This is a genomic window from Brevibacterium sp. CFH 10365 (genome assembly GCF_009299785.1).
GTDB lineage: Bacteria > Actinomycetota > Actinomycetes > Actinomycetales > Brevibacteriaceae > Brevibacterium > Brevibacterium limosum.
Genome location: NZ_VIGO01000011.1, coordinates 1 through 24,978 on the forward strand (window position 1 = coordinate 1; position 24,978 = coordinate 24,978).

Genomic DNA, 24,978 nt, shown 5'->3' on the forward strand with positions numbered 1-24,978 from the left:
TCGCGATGCGATCCTCGCCATCCCCTCGACACATGCGCAGCAGAGTTCGGCGGACGGGCCGCAGAAGCCGGCGACTCATACGCAGGCCAACCCGACCGGAGCGACCCCGATCGCACCCGCGTCTCCGACCTCGCTGGCCGACCACCGCGAGTCACGTCGTCGCTCATGGCTGCCCTATGCGGCCGCCGCGGCCGCGCTCATCGTCGCGGCCGGCTCCGGAGTGACTATCTGGCAGCAAACACAGCGTCAGAACCAGCTCGAGGAGGACCTCACCACCGCGCAGCAGCAGCTCGACGATTCCACACGGCTGATGCAGGCCGATGATCTGCACACGAGCACGGCCGAGCTTCCGGAGGGAGGAACGGTCACGGTTCGATCCTCGGAGTCCGAACAGCTCATCCGGCTCAGTCCCGACGATATCGGGCAGCCTCCGGCCGGGAAGTCGATGCAGATGTGGGTGATCGGCGATGACGGCCCCGCAAGCGCCGGACTGATGACCGGTGAGCCGGTGACGATCGCCGGCCACGAGTTCTCTACCGACAGCGTCTTAGGTATCACCGTCGAACCGGAGGGCGGATCCGACCAGCCGACCACGGACCCGGTCGTGGCGATCGACCTGTAAGGCCCGAGGTCGACCTCGACCAGGCCCGCGCAGCCGACTTCGACCATTGCCGCGAGAGCTCGTCCACATCTCATTCCGAACACTTGTGGATGGGTCACCAACTGTCAGATCCTATGACGCACTGCAGCCCCCTGCCGGCCTCATCCCCCGGAGGCACAGGAGAACCCTGCACCGCACGGACGCAGTGAAGAGCACTTCACGAGGCCCTTCCAAAATGGCGATAGCTCGCGCGGAAGTTGTGCCGCGTGCCGCGGGGCCGGCATCCCAGTGAGGGTCGCACTCAAGGGGGCCAAGTGATTCACCGGGTTCGCAGGCACAGAAGCGGCGTCCTTCGCTTTGATCACCATCGTGACCAGCGTGCGGCCGTCGTTCTTGACTACGGTGTAGGCGCTCATATTCTCGCCTCCATTGACCGTGGACTTCGCAAAATGGCCGCCGAGGCGGGCAGCTGCGACGTACTTCCACGCTTATGCCGTGGGAGCGCCTACGCATGTGTTCGTCCCCTGAACTTCTGTTGGTCGACGCGGTTGATTCGCGACGCGGCTGGGCACCGAGATTTCGAGCCGGATTCGCTAGTCTTGTACTGACTAACCACAGCCGATGAAGAGGAGCCGAGTGGCCACCCAGCGGGACATCGACAAGCTGCAGACGCAGCAGCGCATCGTCGACTCAGCGCTCGAGCTGTTCGAAACCGCCGGCTACGAAACGACGTCGATGGTGCAGATCGCCCGGCACGCTGAGACGAGCAGGGCAAATCTGTATCTGCACTTCACCAGCAAGTCGCAGATCGTGCTGCACCGCATGCGCCAGTTGGAGTCCGAGGTCCTCGGACTGTACAGCGGACTCGACGGTGTGGAAACCACGGTCGACGGTGTCATGACTTGGCTGGAGACGGCCGCACAGCTGTGGAAGACACATCGCGCCGAATTCGACGCCATCTCACGGGCAATGACCGTCGATTCCGCAGTGTTCGACGAATGGCTCGAACTCCACCGACGGATCACGCGCTCACGGTCCGCGACCCACGCTGGGCCCCGGACCGGTGACGACCGCGATCAGTGGGAAGCACACCTCATCACGCTGATGATCGGCCTGGAGCACAACTTCTACTTCCTCTACGTGCGCGGACAGTCGATTTCGGAGAAGCTCATCCTGCGCAGCCTCGCCGAGCAGTGGTCAGCCTTCCTCGACTGAGACATCATTTATCGAGCACCAACAGCGGGCAGGTTCCCTGAGCGCGGGAGACGCAGATCATCATCGTCTCGTTCGCCGCCTGCTCGGAGGTGCTGAGAATCGAATCCCGGTGATCGACATCGCCGGACACCACACGGGTCTCACACGTGCCGCAGGTGCCTTCCTCACACGATGAGATCACGGGGAGACCCGCCTCCGCGGCCGCCTCGAGGATCGTCTGATCCGATCCCACCTCGACCGACACTCCACTCGCCTCGAACCGCACTTCGAAGGGTGTATCCGGCTCGGTGCGCTCGACTGTCTTGGGAGCGAATCGTTCGAGTCGAAGCGCATCATCGGGCCATTCACCCATTGCCTGTTCTGCGGCATCCATCAGCGATTCGGGCCCGCAGACGTACACCAGGCAGTTGTCCTGGGCATGCTCGAGAAGTCCGGACAGGGACAGACGCCGACCTTCGTCGCCCGGATAGAGGGTGACACGATCCCCGAACTCCGCGAGCTCGTCGAGGAAGACCATGGTTTCGCGCGCTCTGCCCGCATAGTGCAGCTCCCACTCCGCGCCGGCAGCATTCGCCTCTCGAATCATCGCCAGCATCGGCGTGATCCCGATTCCGCCGGCGATGAAGAGATACTTCTGCGCCCCGGACAGCCGGAAGTTGTTGCGCGGCCAGGACACAGTCACCTCGGACCCCGCCTGCAGCTGCTCATGGGCAAGCTTCGAACCGCCCCGCCCGTCGTCCTCGCGCAAGATCCCGATGCGATACCGCGAGGCCTCGGCCGGGTCGGATGACAGCGAGTACTGTCGCACCAGCGGTTCTCCGTCAGCATCGGCCAAGGTCACATCGATATGCGCGCCCGCCTTCCACCGCGGAAGGACACCGCCGTCCGGATGCTCCAAAGTGATGGCCGCCGCCGAGGCGGTCAGCTCGGTTCGCTCGGCGACCCGAAGATTGAGCTGCCGGATTGTCTGCGTGCGATTGCGGTGCACATCCGTAACGTCCCAGTGCACGTGCAGCGAGCGACGGACCGGCAGCAGCGGCAGCCGTGCGAAGTCGAGCTCGTGAATGTCATCCGGTCGCAAGGAGGGCAGCCGTTCGAAGAGCACTCGCAGACCCGTGGCACCCTGCACCCGGGCAAGCGGATTGCCCAAGCAGGTGTGACGCCCCGAGGTGAACGCGAGATGGTCGGTCGGGACCGGTCTGTGGATGTCGAACTCGAAGGGATCGCGCACATAGGTCGGATCCGTATTGGCCGATGCCAAGCCGACGAAGATCATGTCACCGGGCGGGATCTCGACACCCGAAAGAGTCACCGGGCGGGTGGCCTTGCGGGAGGTGAAGGTCGAGGACGGGCGACGACGAACGGTCTCCTCGAAGACGTTCGACCACAGCTGCGGCTCCACCAGGGCGTCTTCAAGAGCTTCGGAATGCTGCGTCACGAAGAGCACGGCATTTGTCATCGCCTGTGCGGTGGTGTCGGTTCCCGCTGCCGAGAATTCCGAGATGTGCAAGCCGATCTGTTCCGACGACAACGCGAATGATCCATCGGAGTTCCGTGACGAGGCCATCACCGAGATGAGGTCGTCGGCCTCCGAATCGCGTCGCTGGTCGATGATCTCGCGGAGAACTAGATTGGAGTCGACGAAGCGGTCCCAGACGACGGACTTCTCGGGTTCGTCCATCGGCGCGTGAGCCGAGGAGAGGATGGCGAACAGGTCGTCACGGAGTTGGCGCAGCATGCCCTCGTATTCGTAGTCCAATCCGAGCAGCGCCATGATCGTCTGTGTGGTCAGTTCGAGGGAGTACTCCTCGAGGAGGTTCGCCGACCCCTGTTCCTCGAAGCGGTCGATGATGCGGTTGGCACGGGCCTCGATCTCGGGTTGGAGTCGATCCATCCGGTCCTTGACGAAGCCCTTCTGTGCCACCGACCGTGCCAGCGTGTGGTCGGGCGGATCCATGCCGACGATCATCTTGGCCACCAGTTCCGGAGGGTAGACGCTCCGGTGTCGTTCGGGGACATCCGCTGCGGAGTTCGACGCGGAGGAGAACGTCTGCCAGTCCGATAGGACTTCGAGACAGTCCTCACGCGTGGTGACGATCCAAGCATGCAGGGGCTCGTACCAGAAGACCGGAGTCTGCTCTCTGTATTCGGCCAGGTGGACCGCGGGATCCGTGTAGTAGGCGTCGCCCATGACGTCGAAGCCGTGCGCGATGGGGCAGCGACCGACCGGGTGTGAGTCGTGAGACGTGGTTGTCATAGTGGTCGGGATCTTCCTCTCTGAAGTCCGTTTGGTTCGGTCAGTCGATGACCGCTGAGGCGACGATTGATGACAGACGTTGGAATCTGGCCACGTTATCGGCCTCATCCATAACGCCGCTCGACAGGAAGCAGAAGCTGACATCTGAGACCGGGTCGACCCACAGAAGGGACGAACCCGCGCCGTAGGAGCCGAATGTCCGCGGCGACACGAACGGGCCGAAGAAGCGCGCATAGGTTCCGGTGCCCGCCAGCGCCATTCCGAGTCCCATGTTGCCCTCAGGAGCATCCCAGTGCCGTGCCGCTGCGACCATGCCGTAGAGGTCGTTGATCTGATCGCCGGTCTGTTTCGTGGTGGCGAAGTCGAGCACCGTCGGACTGAAGAGGAGTTCGCCCGAGGCGGAGCGGCCCCGATTCCGCAGCAGCTCGGTGAACGTGAAGACGTCATCGATCGTGGAGACCGCTCCGACCCACGGCATCTCTGCGTCGGGGCGGGCGATGACGTCATTGAGCACTTCGATGTCCTCGGGCTTCAACCAGGAGTCGTTGGCGACGATCACCTCGAGAGGGACCGCCCGGTCCGTCCAATCCTCGGGCAGGCCGAAGCGCGTCGTGTTCATTCCGGCTGGTGCGAAGATCTTGTCGTGCATGAGGTCTCGGAATGAGGCTGCGCCGTAGGCCCTGCGCAGCATCTCGCCGATGAGTGCGTGGTTGATCGCAGCCGAGTAGTTGAGGTTCTCTCCGGGCTCATTGACCACATCCACGGAGCCGAGGGCGTCGATGACGTCTGCAAGCACCGCAAAGGACTCCGGCCCCAGCCCTGGGTTGGGCGTCGCAGGCATTCCCGCGCGGTGGGTGAGCAGGTGCGCCAGATTGATGCGCTCTTTGCGCGCTGCCCGGAACGGCTCGGTGCCGAAGAATTCCGGGATGAGGTCGACGACACGGGTCGACAGCATGATCCGCCCCTCGCTCAGTGCGCGGTAGACGAGGGCGTTGGTGAACCCCTTGGACATCGACAGGATTCGGTAGACGTCATCGGGGCCGGTGGCACGACCTCGGTGACGATCCGATTGGCCGTACGTTCCCTTCAGCGCGATCTCGCCGCCCCGGGCGACGACCACGCTGGCTCCGTAGTAGGACTCCGTCTGCAGGTCTTCTGCGATCGCCTCGTCCAGACGGCTGATGAAGCGAGCTTCCATGCCGGCGATGTCATTGATGACGACGTCTCTGTGCATATCCATCTGTCTGTTCCTTTCGCTGGGGAGGTTCACATCATCACCGCGCCGCCGGAGGGCGACAGCGTCTGACCGGTGTAATGTCCGGATTCCTCGGAGGCGAGGAACAGGACGGTCTTGGCGATCTCTTCCGGTTCGGCAACGCGTTTGAGCGGCTGCAGTGCCAGCAGAGCGTCCATGTGCTCGTCACCGGAGGCGGCGAACATCGCAGTGTTGATCCCCGCCGGGGCGAGAGCGTTGACACGGATATCGAAGGGGGCGAGCTCGGCCGCGATGGCCTTGGTCATCCCCACGATCGCGGCTTTCGAGGCCGGGTAATAGGCGGGCATCGGCAGACCCATCAGCCCCGCAACGGAAGCGAAGTTGACGATCGATCCTCCGGTCTCTTTCATCAGCGAAGCAGCTTCCCTGATCATGAAGAAGGTGCCGTTGAGGTTGATGTCGATGACTCGACGAAAATCATCGTCGGTGGTGCCTGAGAGGAAATCCGGGTGGTATTCCCGACCTTCCTTGGCCGCATTGATCATCTCGTGGTTGATGTCGTCGACCCAGCGCTGTTTCTCACTGTTCGGGGTGGAGACGCCCGCCGCGTTGATCAGCACATCGAGCCGCGACTGTTCATCCTCGACGCGGCGAAGAGCGCGGGACACCGCTGATGAGTCGGAGATGTCCAGGGCGATGGTCCGGACCGATGCCTCGGATTCGAAAGCCTGGAGAAGCGGTTCTTCACGCAGATCGATCGCGTAGACCGTTGCGCCGTTTCGGACCAGCTCCTCGACGGCGGCTCGCCCCATACCTGATGCCGCTCCTGTGACGACGGCAACCTTGTCTGCCAGCTTCATTGCTCTGCCTCCTTGGTGTGATGTAGGAAACAGTCTTTAGCTTCAGTAGACACATGTCAAGTGAAATTTCTTGGCGCTACCCGCCCCGCGTCACGACGACCCTCGTCTTCGCCCCGACTCCAACATCCCTCAGCCTCAGCCCTGTCATCGGTCGCCGAGCACGGCCGAGGCGAGCGCCGCATGGATTTCGGGTGAGTCGAGCAGCGCCACATGACGGCTGGGCACGGAGATGCTCACAGCCGCCACCGCGGTGCCGTCGTCATCGCGTACAGCCATGCCGAGGGCCGCCACACCCCGCTCGGTGCGTTCGCGGTTGAGGGCCCACCCGACCCGGCGGATGGACTCCAGTCGCCTGCGGAACCGGGCGAAGGCCGCGTCATCGAGGAAGTCGCCCGAGGTGCGTGCGGAGTTCGACCGATAGAGGCTCTCGAGTACGGCCGACTCGAGCTCGGCCAACAGCACCTGTCCCCCGGAGGTCAGGGACGCCGGAAGGATCTCACCTGCCCGTGACCCGATGCCCAGCCGGTCAGCGCCCTCGTGGCTGTCGAGGAACCGCGTGGTCGTGCCCACCCGCACCATGAGGTTGCAGGTCTGGCCGGTGACCTCGGAGAGCTCGGCGAGCCTGGGCCGCATCCTCAACAGCACACCGCGATGCGACGACTGCGCCTGCGCATTCGCGACGATTCCCGGGCCGGGATGGTAGACCCGCGACTCGTCCCTGACCGCGAACCCGCGATAGACGAGCATGCTCAGCAGCCGATGAGCCGTGGAGACGCTGATGCCGAGTTCACGAGCGGCATCGGTGATCCGCAGCGCACCCGTGTCCCGCAGGATCTGCAGCAGCCGCAGGGCATTGTCGACCGAAGCGAGCAGATGAGTCGGCTTCTCAGCAACCACACGGCGTTCCATGGTTCGACTCTAGTCGTTTTCCACTGTGCAGAAAATGCTTGCATCGACCTCGGGATGACGCGACGGTGATCGAGAGCACGTCGCCGATCAACGACGATTCCCAGACGATTGGAGCACCATGCAGTTCTACCTCGACGGATTCCGTCCCGGAGATCCCGAGATCCGCCCCGCCGCACCGACGGCCGACCGCGAACCCGCCGAGGTGGCGTCCCCCGCTCCGGACACCCACCCCGCGAATTCCGCTGAGACTGTCGACGTCCTCATCGTCGGCACGGGCCCGGCCGGGACCGTGCTCGCCGCACAGCTGGCCGAATTCCCCGATATCACCACCAAGGTCATCGAACGCCGAGGCGGCCCCCTCGAACTCGGTCATGCCGACGGCGTCGCCTGCCGCACCGTCGAGATGTTCGACGCCTTCGGCCTCGCCGACCGGCTGATCCGCGAGGCCTATTGGGTCAATGAGACGACGTTCTGGGGACCCGATCCCGCTGATGCCTCCCACATCGTGCGCACCGGCCGCATCGATGACGTGGAAGAGGGCCTGTCCGAATACCCGCACGTCATCGTCAACCAGGCCCGCATGCAGGACTTCCTGCTCGAGCACATGGCGAAGTCCCCGACCCGCCTGACACCCGACTACGGTCTCGAGGTCCAATCCGTTGACATCGATGAGACCTCGGATCACCCGGTCACGGTGACCGTGCTCCCGACTGGCACCGGCGACGAGGAGGCCTCGCCCCAATCGACCGAGACAGCCGCCCCGACGACAGTCCGGGCGAAGTACGTCGTCGGCTGCGATGGTGCCCGCTCGGCTGTGCGTCGCAGCCTGGGCATCGAGATGACCGGCGATGCGCGGAACCATGCCTGGGGTGTCATGGACGTCTTCGCCGTCACGGACTTCCCGGACATCCGCCTCAAGTCAGCCATCCAGTCGGCGACCGGCGGCAGCGTCCTGCTCATCCCCCGCGAGGGCGGCTACATGGTCCGCCTCTACGTCGACCTCGGCGATCTCGATCCGACCGACCCGGCAGCCCGCGGTCGGTTCACCTCGGATGAGATCATCGCCGCCGCACAGCGCATCTTCCACCCCTACACGCTCGAGATCAAAGACATCGCCTGGTGGTCGGTCTACGAGGTCGGCCAGCGCATCGCCGAACGCTTCGACGACGTCGTCGAGGCCGACCGCGGCACCCGGCATCCCCGCGTCTTCATCACCGGCGACGCCTGCCACACCCATAGTGCGAAGGCTGGACAGGGCATGAACGTGTCGATGCAGGACGCGTTCAACCTCGGCTGGAAGCTCGCCTCGGTGCTGCGCGGACTCAGCCCGGAGAGCCTGCTCGACACCTATGCCGAGGAACGCCACGCGATCGCCCAGGAGCTCATCGACTTCGACCTCACGTGGTCGGAGGCCATGGCGGCCAAACCGGCCGATCCGAATGCCCCAGAGGCAGGAGGAATGAGTTCACAGGAACGACAGGAGATCTTCACCGCGGGAGGACGATTCACCGCAGGCTTCGCCACGGACTACCCGCCGAACATGATCACCGGCACCGACGAGCACGAGCATCTGGCCACCGGATTCCCGATCGGCGAGCGCTTCCACTCGGCACCGGTCATCCGCCTTGCCGACGCGAAACCGCTCGAACTCGGCCATGAGGCGAGCGCCGATGGTCGCTGGCGTCTCTACCTGTTCGCCGATTCCGCCGATCCGCAGTCTCCGGATTCGCCCATCGCCGAACTCTGCCGCTTCCTCGCCGAGGATCCGAACTCCCCGGTACTCCGCCACACTCCGGCAGGAGCCGACCCGGATGCCGTCTTCGATGTGCGTGCCGTCTTCCAGCAGGGGCACCGTGATCTCGCGCTCGAGCGAATGCCTGACTTCCTGCTGCCGCACAAGGGGCGTCTCGGGCTGGTCGACTACGAGAAGATGTTCTGTGCGGATCTCGCCGCAGGCACCGACATCTTCACGCGCCGCGGCATCGACCGCGGCCGCGGCGCAATCGTCGTCGTCCGACCCGACCAGTACGTCGCCCACGTGCTGCCGCTCGACGCCTACGCACAGCTGGCCGAGTTCTTCACAGCCATCATGTGTCCGCAGCGTTGAGCACACCCACGACAGGACCGATCGCGGCGAGGGCGAGAGGAAAAGGACGCTGTGAGCTGTCCTCGATCGAGCTTGTGGCGTCTCGCCCGGCAGAGCCGGCGTGAACGGAAGCGTGCATCTGCACACTGCTAATTCGCTGCGTGTACCCGTGCCTGGTCGATGACCGTAGAAGCGATGTCGTTCGGATGTGATTCCGGGAGCCAGTGAGACGCACCCTCGAGAGGGACAAAACGAAAGAGCCCTTCGACGTAGCGGGCGCTGAGCTCTGCAGTTCTGCGGGAAAAGGCAATGTCCTCGCTGCCCCACACGAAACTGGTGGGCACTGTGATGGGAGTGCTCCGCGTCCGATCACTGCCATCCATCGCCTGGTAGTACTTGAGCACAGACAGGAAGGCACCCGGCTCACTGAATCGACCAACATTGGAAGCTGCGAGATCGTCGGGGACGACTCCGCCATAGAGATCGACCAGCCGCTTGCCGTCATTGCGCAACAATGCTCGAGCAACTCCCTCCGGGTGGTCTTGGATCGAACGCATATAGCCCATTCGCTCGTATTGATCTTCGTCCGTCTTCAGCTGTTTGCCGAGAGCGATGGGATGCGGGGTCGACACGACGGTGCAGGTCCTCAGACGCTGCGGGTGGTTCGCGGCAAAAGGCCAAGCGACCAGTCCGCCCCAATCATGACCGACGAGGTGGAATCGTTCGAGCCCCGCCGCGCGGGAGACTTCGTCGAGGTCGGCGACCAGGCGCGCGATTGCGTACTGCCCCACTGATTCCGGACGCACCCCCGGCGAATATCCTCGTTGGTCATAGGCGAACACACCCATTCCCTGTGCGAGGAGCAGCGCAGCGGTCCTCTCCCAGCAAGAAGCGTATTCCGGCCACCCGTGCAGAAGGATCGCCTCGCCGAGGTCAGGATCCGGGCGCGTTGGCGACGCCCGGAAAGCGGCGAACTCCCCTTGATCAGTGGACACCGCCAGCGCCTCGGCTTCGGCGGTTGTCGGCAGCTCCGCCAAGCGCCCGGCCACCGACGCGTTGTCGAACGGGGCACCGCTGTGGGGCTGAGACATCGTCGGTGTTGTCATGGGCCAGCCTCCTCGCTGATCACGGTCCCTTGACTATCGGCTCTGGTCACCGGTCATTGCTGAGCACCGGGTGCCTGAGGACTGCGACGAGACCCGTCGGTGGGAATGCCCAGCGCGTTGACCCACAATTTAGTCGCGGTCTCCACAAGCAATTCGTCGCTGCCCCAGTCCGGTTCCTCGACCGCATATTTGAAATACGCCATCCGTCCGACCATCGCTGACAGCGCCCGGGCGGACATGAGAGGGTCGAGGCTCGGGTCCACATACCCTTCGTCCTGAAGCTTTTTGATCCACCGGCAATTGCGTCCGGAGAAGGCCCGGGACCGGTCGAGACGCAATCGACGGAAGTTCGCGTCGATCGCGGCAACCTGTTCGAGCAGGAGCATCAGCTTCGCATTGCGCTTATACGACTCGACGTAGGCACGATGTCCGGCTCGCAGCTGCTCGATGACGGTGCGTTCTTCGTCACTGCTGTGTGGCGGGCCCGGATGGAGCATGTCCTCCTGAGCTTCGTTGAGCACGGCTGCGAAAGCCTGCTCTTTGCTGTCGAAGTAGGTGTAGAACGTGCCCGTGGAGCACTTGGCCTCTTTGGTGATGTCGGTCAGCCGAGAATCGATGAAGCCATCGCGTTCGAACACGACTCTGGCAGCGGCGACGAGGGCTGCCCGGGTGCGGACTCCTCGCGTGGTCGTCGGGAGATCGCGCAGAAGCGCGGTATCCACGAGCGTGGGAGGATCCTCAGCTGAGTCTTCGGTCGTCGACATGACAGCCAATCCTACAATCCATTTCTCGGGCACACCCAAAGTGCATGCTCATGATGCCAGCCCGCTCTCCCGCGCAACAGCCCATCCCTGATCAATGATCGCCTGGATGTCGCGGCCCGTGGGCACTCCGTGATCAGCGGCGTTCTCAGGGTTGTCCGCAACGCGGCGACGGATGCCCTCGGCGATGATCGCGATCTTCCACAGCCCCAGTGTGTGCCAGAAGCCGAGTGTTCGCCCGCTGCGACCCGAGGCAGCCAGGTATTCGGCAGCAATCTCGGCCCGGGTCGGGAATCCGTCCACTGCGGTCGGGGCCAGGGGGTCATTGGGCATCTCGCCCGGCTGGGTCCAATACGCCAGCGAGCTGCCCACATCTGCCAGTGGGTCACCCAGCGTCGCCAGTTCCCAATCGAGAACCGCTCGGATGTTACCGGTGGCGTTGTCGATGATGACATTGCGGATGTGGAAGTCGCCATGGACCAAAGTGATCTCACCAGGATCGGGCAGGTGCTCGGTCAGAACCGTCGTGAGAGCGTCGAGATCGGGGCGGTCCTGGGTCCGGCTCTCCTCGAGTTGGCGGCTCCACCTCTTCAGCTGCCTCGGCGCGTAGGGTTTCCGAGAGGCCAGGTCCCCCAAGTCCGCAGCGTCGATGTCGACTGCGTGGATCTTCGCCAGGGTCCGAGCAAGTTCGAGGCCGAGACGTCTGCGCGCCTCGGGGCCGAGCTTTCGGGCGGCCTCCTCATCGTCGATGACGGTTCCCTCGACGTGTTCCATGATGACGACAGGAACATCGGCGACTGCGGAATCCTCACAGACACCGATGGTGACTGGGACCGGCACTCCAGTTGGCTGCAGTGCGGAGATGATCCGGTGCTCCCGGGCCACGTCATGGGCCGAGGCGAGAAGATGTCCCAGCGGGGGACGACGGGCAATCCACGACCGGCCCGCCTCATCGTCGATGCGGTAGGTGAGGTTCGACTGCCCATGACCCACACGGACCGCGCGGAGCGAACCTATCACCGTCTCGCCCGCGTCCCGTATCCACCTCGCCAGGCTCGACAGATCGAGTTCGACGCTCATCGAGACTCCCGTGCGTTCTTCCTCCGTCGCAGTTCACGCCGCGCGATCGAACGTTTGTGAACTTCGTCGGGACCATCGGCCAAACGCAGTGTGCGCTGATGAGCGTAGAAGCTGGCCAACGGAAAATCGTCTGTGACCCCTCCGCCGCCGTGGACCTGGATAGCCCGGTCGATGACAGTCAGCGCCATGTTCGGGGCCTTGACCTTGATGGCCGCGATCTCCGTCGCCGCCTCCTTGTTGCCGACCGTGTCCATCATCCACGCAGCCTTGAGCACGAGGAGGCGGGTGGCTTCGATCTCGACGCGAGACTCGGCGATCCAATCCTGGATGTTCGCCCGCTCCGCCAGCGGCTGTCCGAAGGTGACTCGTTCCCGGGCACGGTCGATCAGAAGGTCGAGGGCCCGTTCGGCCATCCCGATCGAGCGCATGCAGTGGTGGATGCGGCCCGGTCCCAGCCGTGCTTGGCTGATGGCGAATCCGTCGCCTTCGCCGGAGAGCAGAGCAGTCTTGGACACTCGCACATCGTCGAAGATGATTTCTGCGTGGCCTTCCCGGTCGAGGTAGCCGAACACCGGCAGTCCCCGGACCACGGTGATGCCGGGGGTGTCTTTGGGGACGACGAGCATCGACTGCTGTCGGTGGGCCTCGGCGTTCGGGTCGGTCTTGCCCATGACGATGAAGACCTGACAGTTGGCGTGCAGAGCGTTCGAGGCGAACCATTTTCGCCCGTTGAGCACATAGTCGTCTCCGTCGGAGGCGATGCTCATCTCGATGTTCGTCGCATCGGAGCTCGCCACCGCCGGTTCTGTCATGCAGAACGCTGAGGCGATCTCACCGTCGAGCAGCGGTTTGAGCCACTTCTCCTTGTGCTCGTCGGTCCCGAAGAGCGCAAGGACCTCCATATTCCCGGTATCAGGTGCGTTGCAGTTGATGGCCTCGGGGGCGATCTCCGCACTGCGGCCCGTGATCTCCGCCAGATGCGCATACTGCAGATTCGTCAGTCCTGCTCCCCATTCGTCGTACGGCAGGAACAGGTTCCACAGTCCCTGGGATCGGGCCTCACGTTTGAGGTCTTCGAGGACGGGCGGATGGAAGTTCGGGTCCCCAGCCTCGGCCCGTTGCCGGTGGTAGACCGGTTCGACGGGGTAGACGAAGTCGTCCATGAAGGCGTTGAGCCTGGATTGGTAGTCCCGGGTCGTCTCATCTGGTGCGAAGTCCATAGTTCCTGCTCTCTCGGATGGTTTCTGGCGTGTATGTGGTTTCAGGCCCGGTGATTATGAATGCCGGCGCTGTCGGTCTCGCCTCTGACTTCGAGGACGACCTTGCCGCGCACGGATCGGGAGTCGATGAGCTCGAGAGCTTCCTGCGCCCTCTCCAGCGGGAGCACGGTGTGAACGACGGGATCGAGTGCTCCCGAAGCCAGATATGGCCACAACGTGTCCCACTGGGCGGCGACCATGTCGGGTCGTCCGGCCAGAGCCGCACCCCACCCCACTCCGGCCACGGAGATGTTGCCCAGCAGCAGACGATTGACCTTGACTTCGGGGATGGATCCTGCGGTGAATCCGAGAACCAGGAGAGTGCCGAAGGTCTTCAACGTGCGCAGTGAATCGGTGAACCGGTCGCCGCCGACCGGATCGGCGACGAGGTCGACACCCTCGGGGAACAGGTCCTTGACCGCGTCTTTGAATTCTCCGGCGAAGACCACATGCGAAGCGCCGAGGCTGCGCACCGTCTCGGCCTTCTCCTCGGTCGAGACCACGCCTACGACTTCTCCGCCGTAGGCGCGGGCGATCTGGACGAGGGCGCTGCCGAGTCCGCCTGCGGCGCCGTGGATGAGGACCGTCTGACCTGGCTCGAGTCTCCCTCGCACACGCAGCGCGAAGTCCGCGGTCAGGAGGTTCATCGGCATTCCTGCTCCGTCGGTCAGCGATACGGTCTCCGGAAGCGGGAGGACGCTGGCGGCCGGGACGGCGACGGACTCCGCGTAGGCTCCCGTGTTCGCCACCCCGACGACGCGGTCGCCGACACTGAGACCGGTGACGCCTTCGCCCAGCTCACCTACGAGCCCGGAGACCTCCGACCCCATGGTGTAGGGCAGCGCCGGCCGCATCTGATATTGACCGCGGGACTGGAGGAGTTCGGGGAAGGTCACGCCGGCATAGGCGACGTCGATGAGGACCTCGCCGGGCCCGGGCGTCGGAGTCTCGACGTCACGAAGTTCGAGGGAGCCGGGGCCGTCGGTGGCTCTCAGCTGCATTGCTCTCATGATGGTCGGGTGTCCTTTCGTCTGGTTTCGCACACGTGCGTGATGCTGTCGAGTCGGATGAGCGGAAGCGTGTCTGCGGGACGGTGTATTCAGAGACGAGACGAGGCGACGACACCGCCATCGACGACGATCGTCTCTCCCACGACGTAGTCGCCGGCCCGAGAAGCGAGATAGGCGGCGACTCCGGCCATGTCCTCATCTGTGCCTATCCGTCCCGCGGGGATCTCCGTCTTCACCTCGTCGCCGTGGTCGCGGGCGTCCTTGTTCATCTTCGTCCCGAATGCTCCGGGAGCGATGCCGCTGACGATCACTCCCTCTGGTGCCAGCCGGGAGGCCAAGCGTTTGGTCAGGTGGATCACCCCGGCCTTGGACGCGTGGTAGCTGTAGGTCTCCAGCGGATTGGGTCGGATACCGTCGATGGAGGCGACGTTGATGACCTTGGCGAGATGGCTCCCCGAGGTCGCGGCGGCCCGCAGATCCGGCGCGAGTGCCTGCGTGAGGAAGAACATCGCTTTGAGGTTGAGGTCCATGACCTTGTCCCACCCGTCCTCAGGGAACTCGTCGAACGGCGCGCCCCAGGCGGCACCGGCATTGTTGACGAGGATGTCCAGACTGGTCTCGTGCTCACGGAGACGGGCTACCACCGAAGCAAGTCCCTCTTTCGTCGAGATGTCACCGGGCAGGGACACGCATGTTCCCTGTTCGGACAGCTCGGCCGCGGTCGCGTCACAGGCCTCGGCCTTGCGGGCGGTGATGTAGACGCGCACGCCCGACTGCACGAATCCCTCGGCGATCATCCTGCCGATTCCGCGCGAGCCGCCAGTGATCAGCGCACTGCGCCCTTTCAGCGCAAACAGTGTCGACATATCCATGGAAACTCCCTTGTTAGGTGTGACTGCACGGTCTGCCCGGCCTCCATTCGCCGGATGACAGCGATTCAGATGTCTGCGTCGTGTTCGGTGAAGTAGCCGATTGATTCGGCGACGCAGATCGGCTTCTCGATCCCCTCTGCTTCGAAGGTCTGGGTGGTGGTCACCTGTGCGGATCCGGTGCCGCGCGGATCGACGGCGGAGATCGTGGCCCGCATGCGCACCTTCGAACCCACTGGTCGCGGCTGCGGGAATCGCACCTTGCCGTAGCCGTAGTTGAGACTGTGCGCGAATCCGTCGAACGCCATGAGCTCCTCCATGAACCCCGGCCCCAGCGACAGGGTGAACAGCCCGTGACCGATGGTGCCGCCGAAGGGACCATCGGCGGCACGATCCTCATCGACGTGGATCCACTGGTGGTCGTTCGTCAGGTCGGCGAATGAGTTGATGTCGTCCTGGACCAGCGTATGCCAGCTAGTAGGACCGAGTTCCTTACCGACGAGCGCGTCGATGTCGGCGATGGTCGTGGGCCTGATGGGAGTCGTCATTGTCTGCCTTTCGGTAGGTGCGACGGGTCACGCGCGATCCGAGAAACCCGAATCACTACCCTATTTGAAATTGAGTTCAGATTCATTACTCTGAGACTAACCGTGTGCGCCGGGTCACTTCAAGGTGGAACCGAAACACGCCACACGGATGTCTACGCAAAGGAGCGGCACCCATGGCAGAAGTCCAGACCGTCACCGGCACCATCGACAGCAGCGAACTCGGCAGGACCCTTGTCCACGAGCACATCTTCGTCCTCAGCGAGGAGATGCGGCAGAACTATGACACGACCTGGGACGACGAGGAGAAGATCGCCGATGCTGTCGCCAAGCTCAATGACCTCAAGGACGCGGGGATCGACACGATCTTCGACCCCACGGTCGTGGGGCTCGGTCGCTACATCCCCCGGGTGCAGCGAGTGGCCGAGCAGACCGACCTCAACATCGTCGCAGCCACCGGACTCTACACATTCACCGATCTCCCCCACCAGTTCGAACATCGCGGTCCGGGCCTCCTCATCGACGAACCGGAACCGCTCGTGAAATTGTTCGTCCGCGACCTCGAGGAGGGCATCGCCGACACCGGCGTCAAGGCGGCATTCCTCAAATGCGCCATCGAATCCCCCGGGCTCACCGAGGGCGTCGAGCGCACGATGCGGGCGGTGGGTCAGGCGAGCGCTCAGACCGGCGCTCCCATCACCGTCCACACCAATCCACGCACCGGGTCCGGCCTGGTCACGCAACGAGTGCTCAGGGAAGAGGGCGCAGAGCTGGAGAAGGTCGTCATCGGCCACTCGGGCGACTCGACGGACCTCGACTACCTGTCTCAGATCGCCGAGAACGGATCATCCTGGGCATGGATCGGTTCGGCATCGACGCCTATCTGCCGACCGAATCACGCGTCGACACCATCGTTGAACTTGTCCGCCGCGGTTATGCCGAACGCATCACCCTGGCCCACGATGCGGCGTGCTACATCGACTACTTCTCTCAGGAGGAGAAAGCGCAGATCCAACCCAACTGGCATTTCCGCCACATCAGCGACGACGTCATTCCGATGCTGCTGGACAAGGGCGTGTCCGAAGACGACATCGACACCATGCTGGTGAAGAATCCACGCCGTTACTTCGAGTGACACCCATCGACTACATGCACTGAGGGACCATTTTCGACGATGAAGGGAATCCCATGTCAGTCAACGCACAAACCATCAACCCGCAGCTGAAACCGGCCAAGCACGCAGGCTTGAGAACAGCCGGCCTCGTCGGCTCCTCGATCGAATGGTACGACTTCTTCCTCTACGGCACAGCGGCCGCCCTGGTCTTCCCTCAGGTCTTCTTCCCTGACTCGAGCGGAGTCACCGGCACACTCCTGGCGTTCTCGACGTTCGCCACCGGATTCATCGCGCGGCCAGTCGGCGGACTCGTCGCCGGCAACTTCGGGGACAAGATCGGCCGCAAACCCATGGTGGTCATCGCCCTGCTGGGCATGGCCGTCTTCACCTTCCTCATCGGCTGCCTGCCATCGGCCGGGAGCATCGGCATCATCGCCCCCGTCCTGCTCGTCGTGTGCCGATTCATCCAGGGCATCGCCTGCGGCGCCCAGTGGGGTGGGCTGGCGCTGCTGCTCAGCGAGTCCGCTGGGCCCAAGCACCGGGCATTCTCCGGCTCGTTCATGCAGGTCGGCGTTCCCACAGGAGCCCTGCTGGGCAATCTGGCTTTCGTCATCGTCTCGTCCGCGGTCGATGAGGCGGCCTTCGTATCCTGGGGCTGGCGGATCCCGTTCTGGGCAACGGCGCTGCTGGTGCCGATCGTCATGTACATCCAGCTCAAAGTCGAGGACTCCCCCGAGTTCAGAAAGCTCGAGAACGAGGTGTCTGCGGCCAAGCCGAAGGTCGTGCAGGCACCGCTGTGGCAGGCCATCAGATCGCATTGGAAGACGATTCTGCTGGCCGCGGGCACACTATCGGGAACGAACTGCGTCTTCTACATCACGATCGCCGGAGCCCTGTCCTACGGCACGAGCTACTTGGGGATGGACTACGGGCAGATGCTCATCGCCGCCATGCTCTCTTGTGTGGTCGGCATCGCCACCATTCTGATCGGCGGCAGGCTGGCCGACCTGATCGGTCGACGTCCGGTCATCATCATCGGCGGCGTCGGCCTGCTGGTGTGGGCATTTCCCTATTTCGCCCTGATCAATACGACGAGCATCGTCCTCTTCGCGGTCTCGATCAGCGTGGCCAGCGTGTTCCAGTCACTTATCTACGCCCCAATCGCCGCGTACTTCGGTGAATTGTTCGCCCCGCAGATCCGCTTCTCCGCGGTCTCCCTGGCCTACCAGCTCAGTGCGATCGTCGTCTCGGGCTCGACGCCCATCGTCATGACTTGGCTGATCGCGAAGATGGACGGTTCGACGTTGGGGATCACGCTGTTCGTGTGCGCGATGGCCGTGATCACGATCGTGTCGACGTTGGCTCTGGAGGAGACCAACCCGAAATCCGTCAGGCAGTCACAGACAGCTGTTCCGGGTGAACACCTGCGCACGGAGACTGTCGAGGTCGGGTCCGTGTAGTCGGCTCACCCCGCAGCGCCGCTGCCACGCAGCTTTGCCTGGTAGCGGCGCATCCCGCGGATCCAGCGATCATAGTCGAAGCCTTTCAACCGGTACATGTCGAGAACTTCGGGATGGGGCAGGATGAGGAAGGTTCCGGCTTCGACCGCGGCCATCACGGTCGCGGCGACATCTGCCGGCTCGAGAACGGTGCCGGCTTCGGAAACGGCCCGTTGGGCGGCGAGTTCCTCTGCGGTCAAGGAACTGGGATCTTCTCCCCATAGGATCTTGGTGTTCACTCCCATCGGGGCGAGCACGGATACACCCACTCCCTCGCCGCCGTAGGTCACCGACAGCCATTCGGCGAATGCGAGCGCGGCATGCTTGGTCACCGAGTAGCCGGCCTGACCGATCTGAGTGAGCAGTCCGGCCGCCGAGGCGGTGACCACGAAATATCCTTCTCCCCGAGCCTGCCACCGGGGCACGAGCCGTTCGGCGGCACGGATGTGAGCCCGAAGGTTGACGTCGAGGATGCGGTCCCAGTCACTTTCGGCACCGAGCCCGGAGGCTCCGGCGATTCCAGCATTGGCGAAGTAAAGATCGACGTCGCCGAGTTCGCGTCCGGCGGTGGCCAGCAGATCGTCCACCCCGGCCGCAGTGGAGACGTCCCCGGTCCAGTACGGCTGGCCCAGTTCCGCCGAGGTGTCCACGACCGCCTCGGCGAGGTCGGCAAGCAGCACCCGGGCGCCGCGCTCGTGCAGAGCTCTGGCCAGTGCAGCACCGATCCCCGCCGCGGCTCCGGTGACAACAGCAGTGCGCCCCTCGATCTCCATAGTCCCCTTCTCCCTTCGCACACCCCGTTGTCTGCGATGCGTGATCGATCTATAGTTGAACCTGTACTCAAGTTCAAGTATTTCAGCATCCACGTGGTGCTGTCGAGCCCCGCGCGGGCCCGTCCTCGTCGTGATCCGAAGGAGTTTCATGGCTGCGAAGTCGCGCACATCGATCATCGACCTGCTCACCCCCTGGGCAGAGAAGTACCCGGAGTCCGTCGCAGCGGCCACACCACCGGGACCAGATCGGGTCACACTGACGAAAGCGCGCCTCCTCGGCGAGATCGGTGCCGCCCGACACCGCTACCTTACCGCTGATGTCCGCCCGGGTGATCGAATCGTGCTCATCGCGCCGACATGCCCGGAGTTCCTCATTGAGTTCTTCGGTGCGCACGCTGCGGGGCTGGTGGTCGTAGCCGTCAATCCGCTCTCGACGGTCAGGGAACTCGACTACATCCTCGCCGACTCCGAGGCCCGCGTACTCGTGGCTCATCCTGCCGCGGCAGAGGCGGGGAAGACCGCGGCCGCACACCACGATGTCGACTTCCGCACACTGGCCGTCGTCGGCAATGAGGGCCCGCAGGCCGAGGTAGGAGCCGAGTCCGATGTCACCGTCGATCGTGCCGATTTCGCCTGGGACGACATCGCCGCGCTCCTCTACACGTCGGGCACGACAGGCAAGCCGAAGGGGACGATGCTGACCTTGGGCAATTTCATTTCCGCGACCGACATCGTCCGAGAAATGATCGAGACCACCCCGTCGGACCGATCCGCGACAGGCCTGCCGCTCTTCCACGTGTTCGGCCTGGCGGCCGTCACCCTGCCGGCGATGAGTGCCGGTGCGCCGGTGACGCTCTTCCCTCGCTGGGACCCGCAGGCATTCATCAATTCGCTCGCCGAGGATGAGACCACCATCGTCTCCGGCGTACCGACGATGTGGATGTCCGTGCTGGCGAAGGCTGCCGAGGGCGAAGCGCCGGACCTGCGCATCATCAGTTCGGGAGGCGCCTCGATCGCCGCGGAGGTGGTCCGTCGGGTCGAGGATCGTTTCACTGCGCCGCTGGCAGAGGGCTACGGGCTCACGGAGACGTCCGGCCTGGGGACATTCAACCCGCTGCACGGGACACGGAAGCCTGCGAGCGTCGGTCCGGCGGTTCCCGGATTCGAGGTCAAGACCGTCGACTCCGGCGGCGAAGAACTGCCTGTCGGCGAGGTGGGCGAGGTGCTGCTGCGTGGACCCGCGGTCATGGCCGGCTATTGGAAGAAACCCGAAGCCACCGCCGAAGTGCTCGATGCCGAGGGCTGGTTCCGCACGGGCGACCTCGGCCGGCTGGACGAGGACGGATATCTCTTCATCGCCGACCGCATCAAGGACCTCATCCTCCATGGCGGGTACAACGTCTACCCGCGCGAGGTCGAAGAGGTCCTCTATGAGATACCCGATGTCGCTCAGGCCAGTGTGGTGGGTACTCCGGATGAGAAGTACGGTCAGCAGGTGACCGCTGTCATCGCCCGCACCCCAGAGTCCAACCTCGAGGTCGCTGACGTCGAGCGGATCTGCCGGGAGAATCTCGCCGCTTACAAGATCCCCCGGATCATCGAATTCCTCGACGAGCTCCCCAAGGGTCCCAGCGGCAAGATCCTCAAGCGGGAGATCGTGCGTATGTACACTCCGAGTTCGTGACTGCTCATGCTGGGGCGTCTCACAGGATGGGCCAGCCCAGCCGGTTGCGGACTTTCACCGCCATGACACGGACATCGTCGTGTTCGAGCGTGTGGGAAAAGTTCGGCGTTGCCGGAAACGCTGAGGCGGCTCGGGTGAACGGCGCTACCGCCGGGTCGCCCAAGACCGTTGAGGGGACCCAGAGACCGTCAATCCGCTCACACAGCTGGGCATGGATAACCGCGGCCCACGCCCGGCACGTGTTCTTCGAGGCCTGCGGAAGCGATGCAGAGGCGCCATGGCGTATCGCCAAGTCCCCAGATCCTTCACCTCCGGTCAGGTTCACACACCGCCGGATGCGGGCCCGACGTCGTGTGGATCCGCCACAGAGCCCCGGTGTGCTGGTAGACGGTTTCCGGAGGAAGCGTCAACGGGACCTGCGGGCCGCACGGGTTCCTCGGCCGAGTGGGGCTCACTCGTATCCCAGCTCAGCAACCAGCGAGACCACAGCCTCGACGGCGCCGCCGGCCATCAACCACTCGACAGCCGACCTGCCGTCCAGTTCCTCCCTCTCCTCTATCATGAACTGCTGAATAGTCAGCGGGTGCACGTACTGCGGGAAGTTCGGGATGATCCTCCGCAGCCCCGGAACGACTTGGTTGCCCTCGAACTGCCAGGCCGGAAACAGTGTGGTTCGTCCGTTGCTGGCTGGCAGGACGCACAGGTCACCTGCCAACATCGAGCGAAGGATGCTGGCGCCTTGTCGCCCCAGCAGATCGGAGACCTCACCAGTTGTCAGGGCAGAGTCACGTGCCTCCTTTTCCGCGAGTGCTCGATCCTCATCGACCTGGATGCGGGCAGCTTCATGAGCCTGCGGGGTCAGATCCTCTTCTGAGAGGTCAGTGGCTTCGAACAGGAAGGCGCGCTCACCCGTAGACAGGGGCTCCGAAGCCGGTTCGCTCATCTCCCGGAGGATGTCCATGAAGGCATCGACGCTCATTGGATTGCCCCGACGGTTCAGGGCAGACTCCAGACGCGACGTGTGGTCGAAGGCGTCAGTGCTCACGCACACTATGCTACGCAACTCGTCGTAACCCCATGAGCGGCGAGCGTTGCCGCGGCACGAGCAATGCGGCTGGAACTGACAGCGTCGGGCCGAACCCAACAGCTTCGTCTAGGCAACCGTAATATCCACGTAGGCACAGCACAGAGCACCACTTTAATTTTCTGTGGCACTATAACCTCAGCCACGATGGCCGCTTGTGACCGCAGCCGTTCTCTTACTTACTTAGAGTCGCGCGGTGATGCCTATAAGAAAGAAGCCAAGGCGCTGACCAGTAACTATGCCCTGTTGCTATAAATTTCTGTTGCTTAGTTCTCTAGCAGCTGAGGGATCTTAAGTAAGCTTCCACCGTGGTTTGGACCGACTGCCTGCGTTCACTATCTCGCCTGATGTCCTCATCTTGGTTAACAAGTTCATCACCTTATTGCGCTTCTGATGATCGTCAAGAGCATCGCTCAACTTGCTCCACAGCAACTCGTTAAGTTCCTTCCGAGTGGCTTCTCCGAACTCGTTCAAATAGTCCACGACGAGTTTCGCATAGTGCGCATCTGATTGAGCACGAGTCCGTATATATTCCGCACGGGTGTCTGATGCTGCAGCTACGACTGAAGACACGTGCAGTTGGGGGCGTCGCCCTTCTACTAGATGCGACCGCTTCAACCTTGCAGCCGCCTCACCGCTGATCGGCAAATTCTTCTGAACTCGGTCAAGAGCCAGCACATCACCGAGAGGCAAGTCGCTATTTCGCATAAGCTGCTCTGTGTAGTTGTCATCAATGGCAGCGCCATAGATGGTCAGAGCCACCGCGTTCGGTCCACTCAAATCATAGTCTGGCAATGGCAAAAACCTCTTTACCTGAGACAGATTGATGCGCTGAATCCCGAAGCCCATTCGGTCGATCATGTTGAGCTCAGTCATCGCGTTGACGAGGAGCGGATTTCGGTAGCGCTTCGGTGTCCTCGTCTCAACTACGTAGTCCTGAGGTTCCCCGTCATAAAAGAATCCTGCATTCTCCAGCACGATTCGATCATGTCGTTCGGTCACGACTATACGTGCGCCCGAACGATAGTCCGCGTGCGCCAAACAATTGTGGATCCCTTCCAAGATACTCAAACGGTCGTACTTCTGAATCTCTGTCTGAAGAAGAGTGCCTGGCTGCATCAGCCGCACTTGCACATTGCGGATCCGCTCGTACACTTTCGACGTGCTGAGCAGGAACGGCAACCCAAAATGCTCATACGCTTGTTCCGGCTCATCAAGTTTCCACGTAATTTCGGCCAGAAGGGGAGAAAGCAGGTGAGCCGAACTCTCCCTCCCCAATAAAAGCAGTGCCGCGCGAGTAATGCCTCCGCTGATCGTCAACTTCGCTCGTTCGAGAAAGGTCGCATTATCCCAGGAAGCGACCTCCTCTTCCCCAATCCTCGGGTGTCTCGCGCTGAACGCATTGCGAGCAGCAAGAAGTGCTTCTCTATCCAAGTCTTCGACAGTCGCCTGTGCCACCACGGCCGCCGACCAATCGTCATCTGCCCCTTGGCTCCGTATCTCATCTATCTTGCCGAGGTCGAGAGAACTAAGACTCTCTCCATTGCGGGCGTAATAGTGTCCATTCCAAGAGATTGGTATGCCGCGTGGAGCTGCTGGAACTTCGAACAACAACACGCGCCCATCGCTGTGGTGCAGTTCGTGGATCTCTCGAAAAGTCAGACTAGGCTGGCAGCCGTTTGCGATATCGTTCTTCAGCCCTTGAAGACGCTCCGCACCAGGACGGTATTGAGTACCCACAACAGTTCGGGACGAGTTATTGACACCGAATACCAGCCAGCCAGAATTATCCCCGCGCAAGTTCGCCTCGTTGGCTAACGCCGAGAAGTACTGTCCGATCTTACCGGTCGAGAAATCCTTACCCGCCTGTTTGAATTCGACGAGCTCATTCTCCCAATTGTCGATAAGGCTGCCTAGAAAGGACGTCAGATCGTCAAATGCCACTTCTGCTCCGTCGATGTGATAGTGCTTGCTGTTTCGCTAAGTCAGACACCGGAGGTGTGCCGGTGAAGTGAGTGTTGAGTCCATCATATGCGTCGCATCTGACATGAAGAATGCTGTTCGTACAAAGTTACTTCGCCTAAGTGGGGCAGTTGCGATCTCAACTGGGAGGCGCCTAAAGTTCGTGATGACCACGCCAGACCGAGCGATATCAGGGCCGATGCTTTCACGCGCGGCAACGTAGTCGCTGCTGGCCAAGTAGCACGTCCCCCACGGCTCGGAGAGATTGAACCGTCCTTTCCCATCAGAGGAGAAATACCACGGTTCGTTTTCCCGCCGGTGGCCCCGTCTCCACCGCGTCCCGGCCGCCACCGGTCGCGAAGGGAAGGTGCTCAGATCGCGATCTGGATTCGGAACACGCTGCGCAACAGATTCTCTGTCCACCATGCGACGTCGACTTACGCAGACCAACGAGATGCGCTGCGCTTGGCCAGGTTCTCCGCCAGAACACCATCTCCGGTGTCAAGCAGCTCAAGAGGTGTGCGATCCTCGGCTTCGAGCAACGGAGTGCGAAGCCACTGTGCGATAGTAAACGGATCAGCTGAAGCACGCAGAAGGCTGACGATGTGCAGCACGTCCTCCCGAACCCGTTTTCCGTCGAACTGGAACACCGGAAACAGATTCTTCCCCTGGACGTACAACGCGAAAAGGCGTCCTTCGTTCGCCCTCTTGCTCACCCCTTGACGGGTGATGCCCCACATCGTCGTCAATGCGTTCGTAGAGTACACGGGGCCTATGATTCTGCCCAGCGGACCGCCCGTGTTCCGGGGAACCATGGCGACCATCCTGGAGCCGAGCGCCGCGGCATCCTTGACGTTTTCAAGGTCTGCCGCCGGAACTTCAGCGAGCTCACGCCGGACGGCCTCAAGAATCTCATCAGCGCGCAAGTTCGCATCGCGTCGCTGCTGCTCAGCAGTCGGTGAGTTTATGACCAGACCTCCACCCGAAGTGTTGTCAACCGTGTCAACTAGTCTTCCACCCCACAGTCAGGCTGTCGACCATGTCAACTTCGACCTTCCCTGCTGCTCATGCGACTCTGAGAATTCGAT

General features: G+C 62.9%; 21 protein-coding genes and 1 pseudogene. 7 read left to right on the plus strand and 15 right to left on the minus strand.

Translation table 11 applies throughout. The annotated features are described in order from the left end of the window. Positions 1-622 (plus strand): anti-sigma factor (locus FHG09_RS17925; RefSeq protein WP_152349008.1); only part of this gene is annotated, 622 nt, incomplete at its 5' end. A gap of 600 nt (positions 623-1,222) precedes the next feature. After that, on the plus strand, positions 1,223-1,816 hold the full coding sequence (locus FHG09_RS17930) for a TetR/AcrR family transcriptional regulator (RefSeq protein WP_152349009.1): 594 nt from the start codon (positions 1,223-1,225) through the stop codon (positions 1,814-1,816). 4 nt (positions 1,817-1,820) lie between these two features. On the opposite strand, the gene FHG09_RS17935 is transcribed toward FHG09_RS17930, so the two are convergent. The 4 genes from FHG09_RS17935 to FHG09_RS17950 all read right to left on the minus strand — a co-directional run bounded on the left by FHG09_RS17935 (position 1,821) and on the right by FHG09_RS17950 (position 7,058). Next, positions 1,821-4,073: a cytochrome P450 gene (locus FHG09_RS17935; RefSeq protein WP_152349010.1), complete on the minus strand. Its 2,253-nt coding sequence runs from the start codon at positions 4,071-4,073 to the stop codon at positions 1,821-1,823. Between the two features lie 40 nt (positions 4,074-4,113). After that, entirely contained in the window at positions 4,114-5,313 is a 1,200-nt protein-coding gene (locus tag FHG09_RS17940; RefSeq protein WP_152349011.1) for a serine hydrolase domain-containing protein, read from the minus strand. 26 nt (positions 5,314-5,339) lie between these two features. Further along, on the minus strand, positions 5,340-6,149 hold the full coding sequence (locus FHG09_RS17945) for an SDR family NAD(P)-dependent oxidoreductase (RefSeq protein WP_152349012.1): 810 nt from the start codon (positions 6,147-6,149) through the stop codon (positions 5,340-5,342). A gap of 144 nt (positions 6,150-6,293) precedes the next feature. Then, the gene (locus FHG09_RS17950) at positions 6,294-7,058 is read right to left on the minus strand and encodes an IclR family transcriptional regulator (RefSeq protein ID WP_152349013.1); all 765 of its coding nucleotides are present in this window, start codon (positions 7,056-7,058) and stop codon (positions 6,294-6,296) included. Positions 7,059-7,176: 118 nt separating this feature from the next. Here FHG09_RS17950 and FHG09_RS17955 point away from each other — a divergent pair, with 118 nt between their 5' ends. Beyond that, a complete protein-coding gene (locus FHG09_RS17955; protein ID WP_152349014.1) occupies positions 7,177-9,165 on the plus strand; it encodes an FAD-binding monooxygenase in 1,989 nt (662 codons plus the stop codon). A gap of 128 nt (positions 9,166-9,293) precedes the next feature. Here the strand turns inward: FHG09_RS17955 and FHG09_RS17960 are convergent, their stop codons facing one another. The 7 genes from FHG09_RS17960 to FHG09_RS17990 all read right to left on the minus strand — a co-directional run bounded on the left by FHG09_RS17960 (position 9,294) and on the right by FHG09_RS17990 (position 15,777). Beyond that, entirely contained in the window at positions 9,294-10,250 is a 957-nt protein-coding gene (locus FHG09_RS17960; protein WP_152349015.1) for an alpha/beta fold hydrolase, read from the minus strand. Between the two features lie 53 nt (positions 10,251-10,303). After that, positions 10,304-11,014 (minus strand): TetR/AcrR family transcriptional regulator, encoded by a 711-nt coding sequence (locus tag FHG09_RS17965; protein ID WP_152349016.1) that lies wholly within the window; start codon positions 11,012-11,014, stop codon positions 10,304-10,306. Positions 11,015-11,062: 48 nt separating this feature from the next. Continuing rightward, positions 11,063-12,091: a phosphotransferase family protein gene (locus tag FHG09_RS17970; protein ID WP_152349017.1), complete on the minus strand. Its 1,029-nt coding sequence runs from the start codon at positions 12,089-12,091 to the stop codon at positions 11,063-11,065. Then, positions 12,088-13,311, minus strand: coding sequence for an acyl-CoA dehydrogenase family protein (locus FHG09_RS17975; RefSeq protein ID WP_152349018.1), 1,224 nt, complete (start codon positions 13,309-13,311; stop codon positions 12,088-12,090). Before FHG09_RS17975 ends, FHG09_RS17970 begins: the two co-directional genes overlap by 4 nt. Before the next feature lie 41 nt (positions 13,312-13,352). Next, positions 13,353-14,360, minus strand: a complete 1,008-nt coding sequence (locus tag FHG09_RS17980) for an NADPH:quinone oxidoreductase family protein (protein WP_152349019.1) — start codon at positions 14,358-14,360, stop codon at positions 13,353-13,355. Between the two features lie 89 nt (positions 14,361-14,449). Further along, the gene (locus FHG09_RS17985; protein ID WP_152349020.1) at positions 14,450-15,232 is read right to left on the minus strand and encodes an SDR family oxidoreductase; all 783 of its coding nucleotides are present in this window, start codon (positions 15,230-15,232) and stop codon (positions 14,450-14,452) included. A 65-nt stretch (positions 15,233-15,297) separates the two neighbouring features. Further along, complete coding sequence (locus FHG09_RS17990) at positions 15,298-15,777, minus strand: MaoC family dehydratase (protein WP_152349021.1); 480 nt, start codon at positions 15,775-15,777, stop codon at positions 15,298-15,300. 173 nt (positions 15,778-15,950) lie between these two features. On the opposite strand from FHG09_RS17990, the pseudogene FHG09_RS20220 reads away from it, so the two are divergent. The 3 genes and pseudogenes from FHG09_RS20220 to FHG09_RS18000 all read left to right on the plus strand — a co-directional run. Continuing rightward, positions 15,951-16,562 (plus strand): annotated as a pseudogene (locus tag FHG09_RS20220) (phosphotriesterase); the annotation flags it as partial. A gap of 68 nt (positions 16,563-16,630) precedes the next feature. After that, the gene (locus tag FHG09_RS20225) at positions 16,631-16,909 is read left to right on the plus strand and encodes a hypothetical protein (RefSeq protein ID WP_264674077.1); all 279 of its coding nucleotides are present in this window, start codon (positions 16,631-16,633) and stop codon (positions 16,907-16,909) included. Positions 16,910-16,962: 53 nt separating this feature from the next. After that, positions 16,963-18,348 carry an MFS transporter gene (locus FHG09_RS18000; RefSeq protein WP_152349022.1) on the plus strand — a complete coding sequence of 462 codons (1,386 nt, stop codon included), beginning with the start codon at positions 16,963-16,965 and terminating at the stop codon, positions 18,346-18,348. A 5-nt stretch (positions 18,349-18,353) separates the two neighbouring features. Here FHG09_RS18000 and FHG09_RS18005 read toward each other — a convergent pair whose 3' ends face one another. After that, complete coding sequence (locus FHG09_RS18005) at positions 18,354-19,160, minus strand: SDR family oxidoreductase (protein ID WP_152349023.1); 807 nt, start codon at positions 19,158-19,160, stop codon at positions 18,354-18,356. A 148-nt stretch (positions 19,161-19,308) separates the two neighbouring features. Here FHG09_RS18005 and FHG09_RS18010 point away from each other — a divergent pair, with 148 nt between their 5' ends. Next, entirely contained in the window at positions 19,309-20,844 is a 1,536-nt protein-coding gene (locus FHG09_RS18010) for an AMP-binding protein (RefSeq protein WP_152349024.1), read from the plus strand. 451 nt (positions 20,845-21,295) lie between these two features. Here FHG09_RS18010 and FHG09_RS18015 read toward each other — a convergent pair whose 3' ends face one another. The 3 genes from FHG09_RS18015 to FHG09_RS18025 form a co-directional block, all read right to left on the minus strand. After that, complete coding sequence (locus FHG09_RS18015; protein ID WP_152349025.1) at positions 21,296-21,889, minus strand: hypothetical protein; 594 nt, start codon at positions 21,887-21,889, stop codon at positions 21,296-21,298. A 330-nt stretch (positions 21,890-22,219) separates the two neighbouring features. Then, positions 22,220-23,872: an RNA-binding domain-containing protein gene (locus tag FHG09_RS18020; RefSeq protein WP_152349026.1), complete on the minus strand. Its 1,653-nt coding sequence runs from the start codon at positions 23,870-23,872 to the stop codon at positions 22,220-22,222. 455 nt (positions 23,873-24,327) lie between these two features. Then, a complete protein-coding gene (locus FHG09_RS18025; RefSeq protein WP_152349027.1) occupies positions 24,328-24,816 on the minus strand; it encodes a hypothetical protein in 489 nt (162 codons plus the stop codon). Between the last annotated feature and the right edge of the window lie 162 nt (positions 24,817-24,978).

Coding starts and splice junctions, on each gene's coding strand:
- FHG09_RS17930 (WP_152349009.1), top strand. CDS start 1,223: ATGAAGAGGAGCCGAGTGGCCACCCAGCGGGACATCGACAAGCTGCAG.
- FHG09_RS17935 (WP_152349010.1), bottom strand. CDS start 4,073: ATGACAACCACGTCTCACGACTCACACCCGGTCGGTCGCTGCCCCATC.
- FHG09_RS17940 (WP_152349011.1), bottom strand. CDS start 5,313: ATGGATATGCACAGAGACGTCGTCATCAATGACATCGCCGGCATGGAA.
- FHG09_RS17945 (WP_152349012.1), bottom strand. CDS start 6,149: ATGAAGCTGGCAGACAAGGTTGCCGTCGTCACAGGAGCGGCATCAGGT.
- FHG09_RS17950 (WP_152349013.1), bottom strand. CDS start 7,058: ATGGAACGCCGTGTGGTTGCTGAGAAGCCGACTCATCTGCTCGCTTCG.
- FHG09_RS17955 (WP_152349014.1), top strand. CDS start 7,177: ATGCAGTTCTACCTCGACGGATTCCGTCCCGGAGATCCCGAGATCCGC.
- FHG09_RS17960 (WP_152349015.1), bottom strand. CDS start 10,250: ATGACAACACCGACGATGTCTCAGCCCCACAGCGGTGCCCCGTTCGAC.
- FHG09_RS17965 (WP_152349016.1), bottom strand. CDS start 11,014: ATGTCGACGACCGAAGACTCAGCTGAGGATCCTCCCACGCTCGTGGAT.
- FHG09_RS17970 (WP_152349017.1), bottom strand. CDS start 12,091: ATGAGCGTCGAACTCGATCTGTCGAGCCTGGCGAGGTGGATACGGGAC.
- FHG09_RS17975 (WP_152349018.1), bottom strand. CDS start 13,311: ATGGACTTCGCACCAGATGAGACGACCCGGGACTACCAATCCAGGCTC.
- FHG09_RS17980 (WP_152349019.1), bottom strand. CDS start 14,360: ATGAGAGCAATGCAGCTGAGAGCCACCGACGGCCCCGGCTCCCTCGAA.
- FHG09_RS17985 (WP_152349020.1), bottom strand. CDS start 15,232: ATGGATATGTCGACACTGTTTGCGCTGAAAGGGCGCAGTGCGCTGATC.
- FHG09_RS17990 (WP_152349021.1), bottom strand. CDS start 15,777: ATGACGACTCCCATCAGGCCCACGACCATCGCCGACATCGACGCGCTC.
- FHG09_RS20225 (WP_264674077.1), top strand. CDS start 16,631: ATGGATCGGTTCGGCATCGACGCCTATCTGCCGACCGAATCACGCGTC.
- FHG09_RS18000 (WP_152349022.1), top strand. CDS start 16,963: ATGTCAGTCAACGCACAAACCATCAACCCGCAGCTGAAACCGGCCAAG.
- FHG09_RS18005 (WP_152349023.1), bottom strand. CDS start 19,160: ATGGAGATCGAGGGGCGCACTGCTGTTGTCACCGGAGCCGCGGCGGGG.
- FHG09_RS18010 (WP_152349024.1), top strand. CDS start 19,309: ATGGCTGCGAAGTCGCGCACATCGATCATCGACCTGCTCACCCCCTGG.